General features: G+C 49.1%; 12 protein-coding genes. 5 read left to right on the top strand and 7 right to left on the bottom strand.

Annotated features, from left to right (window positions below; genetic code table 11):
• Nucleotides 1-43: 43 nt before the first annotated feature.
• Both AC2T0J_RS13785 and AC2T0J_RS13780 read right to left on the bottom strand, forming a co-directional pair.
• Nucleotides 44-1,390: a DUF1329 domain-containing protein gene (locus AC2T0J_RS13785; protein ID WP_489806375.1), complete on the bottom strand. Its 1,347-nt coding sequence runs from the start codon at nucleotides 1,388-1,390 to the stop codon at nucleotides 44-46.
• Between the two features lie 23 nt (nucleotides 1,391-1,413).
• On the bottom strand, nucleotides 1,414-3,093 hold the full coding sequence (locus AC2T0J_RS13780; protein ID WP_489806374.1) for a DUF1302 domain-containing protein: 1,680 nt from the start codon (nucleotides 3,091-3,093) through the stop codon (nucleotides 1,414-1,416).
• Between the two features lie 226 nt (nucleotides 3,094-3,319).
• Here AC2T0J_RS13780 and AC2T0J_RS13775 point away from each other — a divergent pair, with 226 nt between their 5' ends.
• Together AC2T0J_RS13775 and AC2T0J_RS13770 are read left to right on the top strand one after the other, a co-directional pair.
• On the top strand, nucleotides 3,320-4,225 hold the full coding sequence (locus AC2T0J_RS13775) for a LysR family transcriptional regulator (RefSeq protein WP_489806373.1): 906 nt from the start codon (nucleotides 3,320-3,322) through the stop codon (nucleotides 4,223-4,225).
• A 284-nt stretch (nucleotides 4,226-4,509) separates the two neighbouring features.
• Nucleotides 4,510-6,837, top strand: a complete 2,328-nt coding sequence (locus AC2T0J_RS13770) for an acyl-CoA dehydrogenase (RefSeq protein ID WP_489806372.1) — start codon at nucleotides 4,510-4,512, stop codon at nucleotides 6,835-6,837.
• Nucleotides 6,838-6,946: 109 nt separating this feature from the next.
• Here the strand turns inward: AC2T0J_RS13770 and AC2T0J_RS13765 are convergent, their stop codons facing one another.
• On the bottom strand, nucleotides 6,947-7,084 hold the full coding sequence (locus AC2T0J_RS13765) for an EAL domain-containing protein (RefSeq protein ID WP_489806371.1): 138 nt from the start codon (nucleotides 7,082-7,084) through the stop codon (nucleotides 6,947-6,949).
• A 206-nt stretch (nucleotides 7,085-7,290) separates the two neighbouring features.
• Here AC2T0J_RS13765 and nhaA point away from each other — a divergent pair, with 206 nt between their 5' ends.
• Complete coding sequence (nhaA, locus tag AC2T0J_RS13760; RefSeq protein WP_489806370.1) at nucleotides 7,291-8,532, top strand: Na+/H+ antiporter NhaA; 1,242 nt, start codon at nucleotides 7,291-7,293, stop codon at nucleotides 8,530-8,532.
• On the opposite strand, the gene AC2T0J_RS13755 is transcribed toward nhaA, so the two are convergent.
• Nucleotides 8,533-9,423, bottom strand: a complete 891-nt coding sequence (locus tag AC2T0J_RS13755) for a LysR family transcriptional regulator (RefSeq protein ID WP_489806369.1) — start codon at nucleotides 9,421-9,423, stop codon at nucleotides 8,533-8,535. It abuts the gene before it with no gap.
• Between the two features lie 106 nt (nucleotides 9,424-9,529).
• On the opposite strand from AC2T0J_RS13755, the gene AC2T0J_RS13750 reads away from it, so the two are divergent.
• On the top strand, nucleotides 9,530-9,772 hold the full coding sequence (locus AC2T0J_RS13750; protein WP_489806368.1) for a DUF2798 domain-containing protein: 243 nt from the start codon (nucleotides 9,530-9,532) through the stop codon (nucleotides 9,770-9,772).
• Nucleotides 9,773-9,874: 102 nt separating this feature from the next.
• Here AC2T0J_RS13750 and AC2T0J_RS13745 read toward each other — a convergent pair whose 3' ends face one another.
• Nucleotides 9,875-12,415: a M1 family metallopeptidase gene (locus tag AC2T0J_RS13745; protein ID WP_489810341.1), complete on the bottom strand. Its 2,541-nt coding sequence runs from the start codon at nucleotides 12,413-12,415 to the stop codon at nucleotides 9,875-9,877.
• 247 nt (nucleotides 12,416-12,662) lie between these two features.
• Between AC2T0J_RS13745 and AC2T0J_RS13740 the strand changes: the two genes are divergently transcribed.
• Complete coding sequence (locus AC2T0J_RS13740; protein WP_489806367.1) at nucleotides 12,663-12,878, top strand: CHRD domain-containing protein; 216 nt, start codon at nucleotides 12,663-12,665, stop codon at nucleotides 12,876-12,878.
• Between the two features lie 62 nt (nucleotides 12,879-12,940).
• Here AC2T0J_RS13740 and AC2T0J_RS13735 read toward each other — a convergent pair whose 3' ends face one another.
• Together AC2T0J_RS13735 and AC2T0J_RS13730 are read right to left on the bottom strand one after the other, a co-directional pair.
• Nucleotides 12,941-13,843: an alpha/beta hydrolase gene (locus tag AC2T0J_RS13735; protein ID WP_489806366.1), complete on the bottom strand. Its 903-nt coding sequence runs from the start codon at nucleotides 13,841-13,843 to the stop codon at nucleotides 12,941-12,943.
• Nucleotides 13,844-13,967: 124 nt separating this feature from the next.
• A complete protein-coding gene (locus AC2T0J_RS13730) occupies nucleotides 13,968-15,857 on the bottom strand; it encodes a M1 family metallopeptidase (RefSeq protein WP_489806365.1) in 1,890 nt (629 codons plus the stop codon).
• Nucleotides 15,858-15,872: the final 15 nt, after the last annotated feature.

The following is a 15,872-nucleotide window of genomic DNA, read 5'->3' as shown; positions in this document are numbered from 1 at the left end:
GGAATGGCCCGCTGACGCGGGCCTGTGCTTTAAAGCAAAGTGGTTAGCGTACGGCGTCAGCCGCTACTGCATCACCGGTAAAGAACGTCTCTGGCTTAGTATCCACCACAAAGAAGCGCTCACCATTGAGAGACTGAATCACACTCATGGTTTTTGCCTGCAGGTTGAAAACCGTGGCCGTTTTGACCAGTACTGCGGGAACAGACGGTAGTACAAACGGTGTAACCTGCGTGGTTCTCCACAGGTTGCCTTCGGCATCATAGCCGTCCATCAGCAGGATCACCCAGGAGTCTTCATCGATGTAATAGGTACGGGTTGGCACTGCATGACGTTTACCTTCGCCTACCTGCGCTTCCACTTCCCAAACGCGGTGTTTTTCCCAGCGAACGTGTTCAGGGTTTAAATGAAACTCAGCAATAGCCTCATCCGCATCAGGCGCAATAAAGCCATTATTGTTGTAAGGCACCAGCATTTCCTTTTTGCCTTTCAGCGTCCAGCTGTAGCGGTCAATGTGACCCAACAGGCCCTGTACTTCGTCGAAGTAGTTAGCACCGGAGGCAACAAAGTCCGGTGTATCATAGGCTACGGTGGGGGCTCGACGCACACGACGCTGACCTAACAGGTACTGCCACGCTTTACGCGGACTGTCGGCATCAATGCTATCGCGGATAACCAGTGACTCACCGGCTTTAAAAGGTGGTTCCATGGTGTTGAAACGAAACATGGAGTATTCCCCGTTCCAGTCATCGGCTTCAGCATCTTCGTAGTAAGGCGGGTACTGGAATGAAATTTCGTTGCGGGTTGCCAGCGTGTGCGAACCATCGGCATTACCCACAATGTTTTTAAAGGTATATTCTATTGAAGGTGCTTCAACACGCAGCAGGAAGTTCCACATCACCTCATTACCATTTTCAGGCATAGGGAACGGAATACCACCGATACATCCTTCAAGACTGTAGCCTTGTTCTGTCAGCGTACAATTTTTTACATTGGCTTTGATGGCATCGTAGACATGCTCCGGTGCTGCCGCTGTACGGTGGGTAGGATACACGTCAAGATAAAACGTCTCAGGGTATTTTTTCAGCAGTTCAACGGTACCGTCGGTCAGTTGATCGGCATACTGCTGATAATTGCTGGCATCTACCCGGTACAATGGTTTTTCATCTTTGAACAGTTCCAGCGGAATGTCACCAGCGTGTTCGCCAGCTACTTTTTCCGTCAGACCGCCGGTCCAGGCCGGAATGGAACCATCGGCATTGCCTGCCATGGTGCCACCGAGTGGGTTAAGTTCAGTGCCGAGCTTACTGACGTCAGTGCCTGCCGCAAAAGTGGCAGGTACCACGGCCAGAGTGACGGCCAGTGTGATTGCGTTACGAATTTGGTTAAACATAATTTTTCTCCTGTCCTCGATCGTTAGAAGGTGCGTTGTACAGACAACGAGATGAAGTCACGATCGCCATGGAAGTTCTCATAAGAAAGTGTAGGTACCGGGGTGTTGTACTGGATTATCGAGCCGGCATCGCCAAGATACTTGTTGTAGTTGAGTGAGAAGCGCCACATACGGTTGTAGTCGCCTTTCAGGCCAACACTGACATTGCCACCGTGTTCTGATGGGAACAGCACACCGTTCACCGACGAGCGCCCCTCAATGCCAAAACCGAATCCAATGGGCACCTGCATATCAAGGCCAGGTAAAACCTGGAAATAATCCGGTGTAAAGGTGAACTGAATCGCACTGGCATCCTTAGTCGCTAGGGGATCCAGCTGATCGGCATTTTCCGAGATATTTAAGCGGCGGTTGAAAGCAAACTCACCGATAAAGGTCGCGGCGTCCCATAAGCTGTTTTCATTTAAAATGCTGATCATGGAGGCGTTGAAGTGGAACGTATCGCCACGAGGGAAAGCCGAGTTATCACCGCCATCAGACACCGTATCACCCGGCAGAATTACTGTATTACCGGTAGCCACCAGCGACATATCCTGACGTACCGACATTTCTGCCGCCACGTTGGTTTCACCCACCAAAGTACTTACGCTTAGACCATACACTTTGATATCTTCGGCAAATACCTGAGCATAGTCACCAATGCCACCTTCCTGTACATTAATGCCGGGGCGCGCATAGAACTGCGGCATCTTGTCGTGGAACTGGGCGGCATAGAACCCTACTTCGTAATCGTTAATTTTATAACGGGCCTGGAAACCAAACTGACCAGAATCATCGGCGACAATATCTTCGCTTCGATGAACAATCTGACCGGGGCCAAGAATGATGGTTTCACCGCCTTTATCAACAAAATCGGCAAATGAAAAATAGCTGCCCGCTGCAGGTAATCGCGACTTGCGCCATTCAAACTGATAGTACGCAGCAAGGGTCAACTTAGAGTTAACCTGCAACTGGGCAGCAAACTGACCGGTAGGACGCGCGACTTCTTTAAATTCAGACTGCGGTACAGACAATGCACGTGCCAGGTCGAGACTGGTCATGGCACCGGCCACTGCGTTAGAACCAAAGAACAGGCTCTCACCGTAAAGCTGGGCAAAACGACCTGCTTTCAGGTTTATCGATTTTTTGCCAAGGTTAAATCCACCGTACACAAACGCATCCAGGATCTCGCCATACTGGCCATGCAAATCCTGGGTATCTTCGGCAAACTCACCGGCCGGGACAGACTGCGTGTTAACCAGCGCGCCGTCCAGATATCCCGGATTATCGTTACTTTCGTGATAAACCGAGTCATACCAGGTGGCAGCACTGATACGCAGACCATAACGGCGCTTGTAGCGCAGATCGAACTCTGAAAACAAATCCAGACGACTGGAGACCAACCCTTTATCAAAGTTGAGATCACCATCGTTGGTGTTAGCCTGTGGCCCCTGAGAGCCGTTAGCCACATCGTTTTCAGCAGGTGCTACGCGGAACATTGCACTGTACTTAACGGTGTTATCCCAACGGACACGCAGATCGCGATTGCCCGTATCGATGGTTGCAGCCTGGGATTGCGCTGAGGCTAAAAGGCCCAGGGCAACGGCGGCGGCGAGTGCGTTGCGAGGCAACTTATTGTTGTTTTGTTTCACCCACACTTCATTCATAGCGTTCCTCCTCGAATGTTTCACTATGCTGAGTTGCGCGACCCGGATACCTCACCTCACAGCCTGGTGTAACAGCGAACCTCTGTCGCACCAAATAGGTTGGATATAGTTAAATCACGCGTTGTGAACGAAATGTATATTTGCTGTTAATTACCTTCCAATACTATTGACGGCCCCACTTGATACCTTTAAGGTATTAGCAATTCTACCTAACCGGAATGCGGCCATGGATATTCGCCAGATCCGTTACTTTGTTGCTGTCGCTGAAGAGCGCAATATTGGCCGAGCAGCGAAACGATTGTTCATCTCTCAGCCGCCTCTGACCCGCCAGATCCAACAACTTGAAGACGAGCTACAGGTAAAGCTGTTTGAGCGCACCGCTAAAGGCGTAGAGCTGACTTCAGCGGGTCAGTTATTCCTCAATGAATCGCGGAATATTCTGAGTCTTATAGAGCAAGCTCAGGAGCGAACGCAGCGGGCAGGAAAAGGCCAGTTAGGCCGACTCGATGTGGCCATTTTTGGCTCCGGGATCCTTAACACCATTCCGGATATTCTTAAGCGATTTAAGACCACCTACCCAGGCGTAAATATTGTTCTGCATCAAATGAGTAAAGCAGAGCAAATTGAAGCGCTCCGGCAAAAACGCATTTCTGTGGGCTTTAACCGCCTACTTGCCCCGTTGACGGACATCGATTCCACCATGATCCTGCAGGACAGGTTGATGGTAGCCGTACGCGATGATCACCCGCTGGCAACGAAAACCATTATCAATCTTACAGAACTGGATAACGAGCCCATTGTGGTGTTCCCCAAAGGTGCACGGCCAAACTTTGTTGATCTGGTCTCCAGGGTATTTCAGGAGGCCGGGGTAACCATGAATATCACCCAAACGGTCATTGATGCTGTAACCGGTATTGCACTGGTGTCCGGTGGGTTTGGCTTTTGTTTAATTCCCAGCTCGGCAAGCGTGCTGCAGTTGCCAGGCGTTAAATATATCCCCCTTGGCGGATTACCCGACAATGCCACCGTGGATCTAAGTTGCATCTATTTGAAAAACGATCACTCGCCGCTACTCAGTGCATTTTTGGCGGTGGTTCATGAGTATAAAAGTCAGTTGAACAATCCGGTATAGCTTTCGGGCTGACGAAAATGGCCACCCTCCACTCATCGGATGAGCTGATCAAGCTTCTATTCTCTGCCGCTACGAGCTACCTATTCTAGTCATTTTATATTATCTATTAATAAGTTGAGTGGTGTCTGAGGCATTTCATGCGAGTTGAGTTTTCGTATTTATCGATAGATTTGTTGATTGACGAGAATTAAAACAAGTGTTTAAATTCGGGAAATTCAAACGCCCGTTTAATTCATATATTTAAATTGGGGGTTGCCTCATCACATACACTCAGGAGATTGATTATGCTCTTTTGGATTCTTGTCGCGGCACTGATTTTCGTCCTGTTTCAGGTAAAATCATTGCGCCAACAGTGGGTTACCGGACCCGCATTTAAACTCTTCAAGAAAGTACTACCACCATTAAGTCAAACCGAGCGGGAAGCCATGGAAGCAGGCTCCGTGTGGGTAGAAGGCGATTTATTTTCCGGTAAGCCAGACTGGCAACGCCTGTATTCCATGGCGTTACCTCAGTTGACTGACGACGAGCAGTCGTTTTTAGATAACGAAGTCAATGAGCTGATGGGCATGATTGACGACTTCGACGTGATCCACAAAGACAAAGATTTCAGCGAGGACGCCTGGCGTTATATGCGGGAAAAAGGCTTTTTCGCTATGATCATACCTAAAGAGTATGGTGGTAAGGCATTCTCTGCATTGGCCAACTCTACCATCGTCTCAAAAATTGCCAGCCGCTCAGTAAGTGCCGGCGTAACGGTAATGGTACCTAACTCCCTCGGCCCCGGAGAACTATTAAGCCATTATGGTACCCAGCAACAAAAAGATTACTGGCTACCGCGTCTGGCTGACGGCACTGACATTCCCTGCTTTGCCCTTACCGGCCCTGAAGCGGGTTCCGATGCTGGCAGTATTCCGGATACTGGTGTTATCACTATGGGTGAATATGATGGCAAGGAAACCCTGGGGATCCGTCTTAACTGGGACAAACGCTATATTACCCTTGCCCCGGTTGCGACGGTACTGGGCCTGGCATTTAAACTGTTCGACCCGGATAAGCTATTAGGCGATAAGGAAAGTATCGGCATTACCTGTGCGCTGATCCCTACCAGCCACCCGGGAGTGGAAGTCGGCCAGCGTCACCTGCCACTCGAACAGGCGTTTATGAACGGTACTACCCGCGGTAAAGATGTGTTTATTCCTATTGACTGGATCATCGGCGGACCGGACTATGCGGGCAAAGGCTGGCGCATGCTGATGGAATGCTTGTCAGCGGGTCGTGGGATCTCTCTGCCCGCACTGTCTACCGGTAACGCTCAGTTGAGCGCACAGACCACCGCCATTTACGCCAGCATTCGCCAGCAATTTGGTTGTTCACTGTATGAGTTTGAAGGTGTTCAGGAAGGGCTGGCCCAATTAAGCGCCAATGCCTATCAGGCAGAAGCCGTTCGCCATCTGACTGCAGGTGCTATCGATTTGGGCCAGAAGCCAGCGGTGGTGACTGCCATTGCTAAATTCCACATGACCGAAGTGGCCCGCCAGAGCATTAATATTGCGATGGATATTCACGGGGGTAAAGGTATTCAGATGGGGCCAAATAATTACCTGGCTTCTCTGTACATGGCGATGCCGGTTTCCATTACGGTTGAAGGGGCAAATATTCTCACCCGTAGCCTGATGATCTTTGGCCAGGGGGCTACCCGCTGCCATCCCTACGTGTTTGACGAAATGGTGGCAGCCGCCGAGTCGGACTTTAAAACCGGCCTGGCACAGTTTGAGCCGTTATTGTACAAACACATTAAGTTTGCGCTGGGCAATGCCTTCGCGGCCTTTGGCCACGGCTTAACCGGCGCCCGCTTTGCTTCAGCACCGAAAAACGATGCCAATAAGCGCCATACTCAGCAAATTAACCGTATGAGTAAAGCATTAGCGATTTGCTCGGACATTGCCATGCTGATGCTGGGTGGTGAGCTAAAACGGCGCGAAATGCTATCTGCCCGCTTAGGTGATGTATTAAGTGAACTGTACCTGGCTTCAGCGGTACTCAAACACTTCTATAGCCGCGGCGCTAACCCTAAAGAGCAACCGATTGTTGATTACCTTATTCAGCAGTCACTGTATAACTGTGAGGTAGCGCTTAAAGGTTACTGCCGCCATATTGCTAATCCGGTTATTGGCACGCTGATCCAGCGTCTGATCTTCCCCTGGGGCAGCGCCTATAATCCGCCTAAAGACAAGCTGAAAACACGCTTGGCGCTTAACCTGTGCCAGGATAAATCGCTGCGCGACGCCATTACCCCCATGTGTTATGTGGGTAAGAATGAAGATGATGCCGTTGCCGTGCTGAACCAGGCCATGGATGCTATCGACGCGCTGGCTCCATTAGCCAGTAAAGTGAAAGCGGCCCAGCAAGCCAAAACTCTGCCGCGCAAAGGCAGTATCTTCCAATTACGTGATAAAGCACTGGCCGAGCAGGTGATTACCGAGGCCGAGGCCGATCAGATTGCGGCCGCGGACGAGTTGCGTAAGGAGGTCGTTAATGTTGACGAGTTCGACTTTGACCTTGGTCTTGCCCAGGGTAAAGAGAATGGCGATAAAGTGAGTGATGCTGCCTGAGGCATTTGAACATTGATGTGTTAAAGTCAAACGGCGCCTGACGGCGCCGTTTTTAGTTAAACAGATTTAACGCTTCTCAGGCTGGCACCGGCCGCGCAAACAAATAGCCTTACAGGTCGTCACACCCATACTGATGAAGGAGCGCATACTGAACATCAGTTTCAACGCCTTCGGCAACCACCTTTAACCCCTGGTTATGTGCCAGTTGGCAAATGGTTAATACTCTTGCCTGCTCACTGACCAACATGCATACTTGCTGAACCTGACTGAAAATAGCCAGGTAAACCTATCGTGTTCGCGATACGAGTTTGTTATTTTGCATATCAACAGTTCCCTTTCAGTCCTTTGCTTTATAAAGCTTTGATTAATGTTTAAACTTTCATCTATGGTGGGGTATTCTATCTTTATCAACGAGGCGTAATAACTGATTGATTTAGCAACACAGGAGTATGTGTGGAAAAAATAAATGAAATTACCGAAGTCGTAGAGAGTTTTCTTAAGCGCGAGTCCTCAGCCGGTATTCTGCTGATGATCGCTACGGCCCTGGCGTTAGTGGTAGCCAATACTCCTCTCAACATCTACTACGATAAACTGGTTTCCATGCCAGTCATTATTGCCGCCGGTGATTTCAGAATCGATAAACCTTTGCTGCTTTGGATTAACGATGGCCTGATGGCCGTGTTTTTCTTTCATGTCGGGCTGGAACTCAAACGTGAAGTTTGTGAAGGCGAACTGGCCAATCCCAAAAATATTGTTCTCCCTGCCAGCGGTGCGATAGGTGGCATGATCATTCCGGCACTGATTTATGTCGGCATCAACTGGGGTAACCCAACGGCCATGTCTGGTTGGGCGATTCCTGCCGCTACCGATATTGCTTTTGCCCTCGGGGTAATGGCATTACTGGGCAAGCGGGTGCCAGCCAGTCTGAAGGTGTTTCTGGTGACCCTGGCCATTATCGATGACATTGGCGCTATCGTTATCATTGCCCTATTTTACACCGAAAACATCACCGTAGTGGCTTTGATGATTGCCGCAGTTTGCTTCGCCATCCTATGGCTCATGAACAAACGTAACGTGGTCGATCTGCCGAGCTACATCATCGTTGGTGTGGTACTCTGGGTTGCTCTGTTAAAATCCGGTGTGCATGCCACATTGGCAGGCGTATTACTGGCCGCCTTTATTCCTATGCGAGAAAAGAAAAACCCGGATAATTCGCCGGTAGTGCGGTTAGAACACGAGCTCAATTCCGCGGTGAGCTTTGCGATTATTCCTATATTTGCCTTCGCCAACGCCGGCATTAATTTCAGCAACATCGCGCCGGAGGGCATTTTCCACCCGGTAACATGGGGGATATTCTTAGGTCTGGTGGTTGGTAAACAAGTAGGCGTGTTTGCCTTTTGTTGGCTGATTGTCAAACTCAGACTGGCGTCACTTCCGTCTGACCTCAATTTTAAACATATCTATGGCTGTTCACTACTGTGCGGCGTTGGCTTTACCATGAGTTTGTTTATTGGCGGACTGGCGTTTCAGGAAACGGGTATCAATCAGATCTTCGATGTACGGGTGGGTATTCTTGCCGGTTCAGCGGTATCTGCCGTGCTGGGCTTTATAGTACTTTACATAGTCGGCAAACCGGTGCATCCCACCGAAGAAGAATTACCCACGGTGGAGCAAAGTCCGGATCAGGCAAATTAATTACAAGTGCTGCTGAACATACTGGTAAACATAATCTCTTAAACACTTTGCCCGTTTACTCAGCAGCTTGCCTCCCGGCCAAAGCAGAAAGATATCCCTGACTTCCCCACCCCACTCGGGGAGTACTCTCGTAAGCTCTCCCCCGGCCAATTCCTCTTTTACTTCGGTGAGCGGCGCCAGGGCTATCCCCTGGGCATCGCGGACGAAATACTTCACCATTAATGGATCATTTACCTGCGCCCGGTAACGAGGATAAAGGGTAAATGTCTGACCGTTAGCTTCATGATGCAGTTGCCATTTGGGGCGCATACTCAAGCCAATTAACTCATGCTCCGATAACTCAGCGGGACTATTCGGTATGCCGTGACGGGTAATATAGTCCTCGCTGGCTACCAGCACGTTTTCAATCTGGCCGAGACGACGCTGATATAAAGATGAATCATCCTGTCTGCCGATACGAATAGCCAGATCCGCCTGTGTCTCTATTATATCCATGGGATGGTTGCTTAAGTGCAGTTCAAGTTCTATTTTGGGGTAATCCCGCGTGAAGGCGGTCCACATCGGCCCTAATATCCCGTGAGAAATATTCACCGGCGCAAGTACCTTTAACTTCCCTCCCAACTTTAGTGATTCATCACTAAATTGCTGCCGGGCCGCTTCAAAGCGCTCAACCAATTCCGCATAAGCATCAAAATAAGCTTCTCCGTCCTGGGTTAACACGCATTTCCGCGCGGACCGGTGAAGGAGCGTTACCCCCAGCGCGTGCTCCAACTTCTGCAACCTGCGCGTAACCGTTGCCGGCGGCAACCCGGCATAGCGTGCAGCCCCGGCCAGATTACCGTGCTTTACCACCTGAACAAAGAGTGCAATATCGTCGATAGATGATTTCATTTTGGTAATTTAAGATTAATAAATTAAGCATTTATACCATTATTGTAACATATTACACTTAAATACAGAGTAATTTTGCTAATTCCGATCACAGGAACCCATTAATATGATTCATCCTCGTTTTGCACCTGTCGTCTTCGCTCTGTTTATGGCATTTTTTATGTCAGGTATCATGTCTCTGGTTGTCACCAGTATTAATATCGGGCTGGTTGAGGATTTATTGTTACGCTGGCTCGTATCATGGCCGATGACGTTCATCATCGCGTTCCCTACCATCATGGTTGTCGCCCCGATGGTGAAACGCATTGTGGGCCGTTTAATCATGCAGGAAATCCCATCGGAAGAATAAAACCTTTAAGCGTTACGTTATAAAGAACACCGCCCGGCGCGGTGTTTTTTAATGCCAAAAAAAAGCCTCCGAACGGAGGCTTTTTGGTAACTAGCGGCGTGTTTACAGTCCGTTCAGGAACGCATCAAACTTACTCTGATAGGTTTCTTTCAGGCGCAGACACTGATTAGACTCGTCCATCATAATGTCATAACTGCGAGCCATACCTTCGTGTTGGTCTTTAATCGGGCCATAGAACTCAATAGCCAGCGCCAGGTTATCAGCATCACAGGTAGTGGCTATAAACTCAGGCATGCGCGATACATGATAATCAGGCATTTTTTCTAATACGGCATCGGCATTTTTGGTTAACCAGGCATAATAAGGCGTTTGATCATCCAGATTGCGTCTCACGCTTCCCAGCATGCTAATAGTATTAGCCGGCGTTACATTATCAGTCAGTGACAGATCGAGCAGTTTGTTGATCATTGCCGGATCTTCATAACCCATTGAATAAAGAAGCGTGTTTTTCACATTCGGCAATTTGCTGTGGGCAAAGACTTTCATAATACGGTCAAACCAGGCAGGGTCAGCATCTGACCCCATGGTCGTCACGTTCAGAGCGGTACTGGCTATTCCGTTTGGCATACTACCGGTATCGGCCAGGTACTGCTCAGCCAGCGCTTTACTTTTCTCTACCAGCTCTTCATTGTCGCTGTGGCGACCCAATAAGCTATACAACTGAGTACGTAGTCTGATAACACTTTCATCATCATCATCTGACTGAGTCAGCGTAAGCTTCTCCAGCAGCGGCATGTATTTTTTATTGAGTAACTCGGCAAATTGCGCTTCATTGTCGTCATTAACCAGATACAGGAAACCTGCCAGCGTGCCTACCGATGCACGAATAACCACCGGATCGTCATCTGCAGCCATGGCATTCAGTACTTTCATCACACTGTCGATACCTGCCTCACCGCCATTTAACAGCGCCTGCATGTTATACAGTACGTTTTTCTTTTCACGGTTATTCAGCACATCCAAATCGGCCAGCAAGTTATCCATCTGTGCGGCCGGAATATTCCAACGGAAATAGCCGGTGGCATTATCGTTAGGGAAAACCCACTCGGCTTCTGCCAGCTGTGGTAAACGGGTAGACTTTTTGTCAACAAAAACAATCTCACGGTGGATTTTACCGTCTTTTTTGTAACTGATATTCAGCGGTACCGCCCAGGTTTGCTCTTTCACGTCGGCACCGGCCAGGTGAAAACGTTTCTGCGCGATGGTGCCGTCGCTGTCGATGTCCAGCAGCGGGTAGCCCGGCTGTTCCAGATAGGCTTTCATCATTTTGCTCAGGTTGAAGTCGGATACTTCATCCAGTGCTGCCCATAAATCGTCGGCCTGTGTATTACCCCAGGCGTGTTTTTTCATATATGCCTGAACGCCTTGCTGGAAATTTTCCGTGCCAATCAGAGATTCAATCATTTGCAGGATGGATTCGCCCTTCGAATAGTTAAGGCCGAGTCCGTCCATTACGTCAGGCTGGCTGCGAACAATCTTTTTCACAGGCTTAACTGTGGGGCTGGCATCAGCACCAAACGCGCCTTCCTGAATGATACGATCTTTGAAATTGAGTTCAGGATAGAGCTCCATCATCACGTAGCTGGCCATCCATGAAGCAAAAGCTTCGTTTAACCACAGGTCATCCCACCAGGCCATGGTTACCAGGTTGCCGTACCATTGGTGAGCAAGTTCGTGGGCTACCACATTTAACGGTGCTGAACGTTCTGCCAGACCCGGCTCGTCTTCCAGCAATAACAGACTGTCGCGATAGGTGATCAGACCGGCATTTTCCATTGCGCCGTGGGTAAAGTTAGGAACGGCTACGAAATCGAGCTTGCGATACGGGTAATCTATACCAAAGAAGTTCTCCAGTGATTCGAGAATTTCGGGCGTGTGCTTCACAATAAATTTGGTTTTATCAGCGTAACCTTTAGGCACATAAAGCTTGCCTGGTACCGACAGACCTTCCATTTCAACGCTGTCGAACGGACCCACCGTATAAGCGATCAGGTAGGTCGGCATAGGTTTGGTTTTCATGAAGGTTACGGTTTGCATACCGTCTTCAACGGTGCGCTTCTCAACCGGTGTATTAGACGCAACAACCTGTTTTTCCGGCGTGGTGATGGTCATTTGATAAGGAATTTTAAATGCAGGTTCGTCGAAGCTAGGGAACGCTTTCCGCGCATGCATATCCTCAAACTGAGTGAAGATGTAGTTACGTCCTTCGAAACTCGACAGGTACATACCATCTGAAGAGGTATTCACCTTCCCCTCAAAACTGATGGCAAGTTCGTATTGACCAACCGGAACAGTTGCTGAGCTATGCCCCCAGTTAATGTTGTAATCACCTTCGGTAATACGCAGTGGATAAATGCGATTACCCTGGCGAAGCTCAGCATTGGTCACCTGAATATCCATTTGGTAAAAACCAACTTTGGTTACCGCTTCGGTAATATTAAGTTCGATAACCGTTTCGCCGGAATAGTCAGGCTGATCCGGATCGATATTTAAATGAATTTGTTGAAAAGTTGGCTTAACGGCGCCAGGTAGCCGATAGTCTACATCTTCTGCCAGGGCAACATTTGCCACCAGCATGAACATGCAGGAGACCCAGGATAAGAGTCTTTTCATGAACGCGTCCTCACTGTCGTTTGAGATTGGAGTTTTTTTATTATTTGGTGATGAAATAACCGTCGAATAATAACATTTATTGCTACTAAGATTTAGTCGCTAAAGTGTAACCAACTGTTGTGAACTGTAAACTGAACCTTATAACTGGTTAGTTCACCGCTTTGATTAACCTTTAACCTCTTCTCCAAAGCTTTATTTGTGTTGCTACCACAGTTTTGTGAACGATGTGGAAGGGGTTCAGGCAATTCATATTCACAATGGCATTATCGGGCGTAACGGCGACGTGGCGTCAGGGTCAACGGCCGGCACATATACTCTTGATGAAACCAGTGTCAACAGTGGATTGATCACTAATTTGCTCGAAGGCGAATGGTATGTCAACGTGCACACCGACACTTTTGAATACGGAGAGCTACGGGGCCATATTCAGTAAAACCAACTACCAGAAAACGTCACCTCGAAGGGACGCTACAGACGCCCCTTTCTATTTTGCTTTTATTGAGCCTTCACCCAGTCAAGCACATCAGCAAACCAATCTACATGATGGCGCATGCCAAAGCCGTGTCCGCCTTCTTCAAGCAATAACAGGCGTACTGATACATTCTGCTTTCGCAAAGCAGAATAATATTCAAGGGCATTCTCAACCACTACAACACTGTCGTCATTAGCATGAACGATGAAGGCTGGCGGCGTTTGTTCAGTGGTCTGTAATTCATTGGAAAAAGCGGTTACTAATGCCGCCTCGGGCTGTTCGCCCAACAGCAGATTACGCGACCCCTTATGGGTAATTTGTGCCTGCATACTGATCACCGGATAGATCAGGATTTGGAAAGCAGGTCGGAGCGCTTTGGGAGCATAGCTGTCGATCACCGGCTGCGCAAAATGGGTCGCTCCGGTTGCTGCCAAATGTCCACCGGCAGAAAAGCCCATTACGCCAAACTGACTCTGGTTAAGCTGCCACTGCTCGCCACCCTGTTGAAGCCGATAAAATGCCTGTTGCAAATCCTGTAGTGGTCCTTCATAGGGAACTTCCATGGTGGCAGGGTTAGGCATTCGATACCATAGCACCGCCGCCGCAACCCCATTTTCTGCAAACCGCTCAGCCACTTCTTGGCCTTCCTTAATGGATGACACACCAAAATACCCGCCCCCGGGGCAGATGATTACAGTTTTCTTAACAGCTTTATTTTCCGGGATATAAAGAGTAAGTGAAGGCTTACTTATTGCAGTAATAAAACGGTCGTTAAATCGCTCATCATACAGCTCTCCCTGATTACTTGTGTCGATAGCACCGGGTATGTTCTGTGGGTAGAGTTCAAGGTCCAGTTTGCGAATGGCTGATTGCGCAGAAAAGCTCACTACCAGTAACAAGCTGGCCACTATTGTGGATGTTTTCACGGTTTATTCCCCTGTTATTTTGTATGACAAATTAACATAAAATAAACAATAAAACAGTGCTGACGACCAGTAGAAATTGAAATAACGCGAGACGGCTAAGGTCTCGCGCTGGCTGTAGCAGGGGTTAGTTTACAAAGCCTTCGTTAGCTTTAATGGTGAGCGGATGATAGCCCGGTTTTGCTTCGGCAAAGGCTTTCTGAGCAAACGCTTTTCCGTCCGGCGTTTTTGACAACTCACGATATAACGGTTTTACCAGCTTGTTGCGGCCAATGGATACCAGATAATCATAGAGTCTGTCATAGGCAGGCTGATATTCATTACGTACTGCGATCATCAGCCAGCTGTGGGCTATTTCATTATTACTGCTGGCAGTAAGCCCAAAAGCATCATCCAGCGCAGCCAGTTGCTCATCAGACAATTCTGCAGGCATGTTATTTAAGAAATACAGCCATTGGTGAACCGTCCACTGAGCAGTATCAATGCTGGATGCGTTTTTTTCACCTGACAACCAGTCCTGACGAGCCTGATCCACAATCGAGAAAGCATCTGAAGTTGGCATAGGCGCATCGGCAGGAATGCCTGGCTTAAAGATCCATTGCTCAATGCGTTCACTGTCGAGTTTATCCGGGTACTCGGCTAGCAGCGTATCGTTCAAATAAGCAATAAACTCATCCGTAGTGATGCTCTGAAAGGCGAAGTGCTGAAAGTAATTCAGCAGGAACTGATCGAAGTTTTCGCGCCCAACCTTTTGTTCCAGCTCGCGCAGAAACAGCGCGCCTTTTTCATAGGGAATATCAGAGAACACATCGTCCGGGTTACGCCCGCGTAAATCAATCGCAAGGATCTGATCATCAGCAGGCAACGCAGCAATATCGTCCTGTAAATCCTGATAGCCGAGTACAGCTTCCATACGGTACCGGTCATGGCCATAGATCATTTCCATAATACGGTAGGTCAGATAGGTAGTGAACCCCTCGTTCAGCCATAAGTCACGCCAGGTCGCATTGGTAACAGTATTCCCCGACCAGCTGTGAGCCAGTTCATGGGCAATTAGCGAAACCAGGCTTTTATCACCGGCAATCACAGTTGGCGTAATAAACGACAGGCGAGGATTTTCCATCCCGCCAAAAGGAAATGAGGGCGGCAGGATCAGCAGATCATAACGGTCCCAGCTATAAGGGCCATAGGTCTTTTCCGTGGCTTCCAGCATACTTTCGGTATCCGCAAATTCTTCCGCCGCGGCGTCCAGTAATGCCGGTTCTGCATAGACCCCAGTGCGCTCCCCCATAGGTTTAAACTGCAAATCACCAATGGCCAGGGCAATCAGATAAGAAGGTACCGGTTGCGGCATGGTGAAATCATACTCGCCGTCACGTTCGGTGTCGGGATCGTTTGCCGCACTCATTACAGCCAGTAGCGCCTCGGGCGTATGAATGGTGGCATTGTAAGTCACCCGCACCTGTGGCGAATCCTGCAACGGAATAAAGCTACGGGCATGAACCGCCTGGGCCTGGGTAAACAAAAACGGGTGCTGTTTGCCCGCTGTTTGCGAAGGCGTAAGCCACTGTACCCCGGATGCCTGAGGCGAGGTAGCGTATTCAATAGTCACCTTATTGCCCTGCTCGGGCAGATCTATTTCCAGCGCCGCACCCAGTTCCGGATCAGCCGGCTGTAACTGGTAGTCCAACGATTCACCGTTGGCGGTCACGCTCTGAATGCTGAGGTCACGGGTATCCACAATCAGCGTATCTGCCTGGGCAGTCTGTTTCTGATAAGTCAGTGTGGCACTGCCGCTTAACACACTGGCAGCAAAGTCAGCGGTTAAATCCAGATCCAGGTGGGTCACGGTGACTTCAGCAGGGTTAGAATAGGAGTGATAATCCACCCCGGCTTTAATATCACTGTTATCGGTAACGGTCGCTTCGACCTCAGCTACTGAGCTATCGGTTTCTGGCGCCGGCGAACAAGCGGTGAATAAAGGGATGGTAGTGAGTAACCATGCGAGATTCTTCATTGTCGTCCTGTTGTT

This window comes from Alteromonas sp. ISO5, assembly GCF_058105165.1.
The sequence above is the reverse complement of the archived record's forward strand: the minus strand, read 5'-3'. Positions and strand labels throughout refer to the sequence as shown.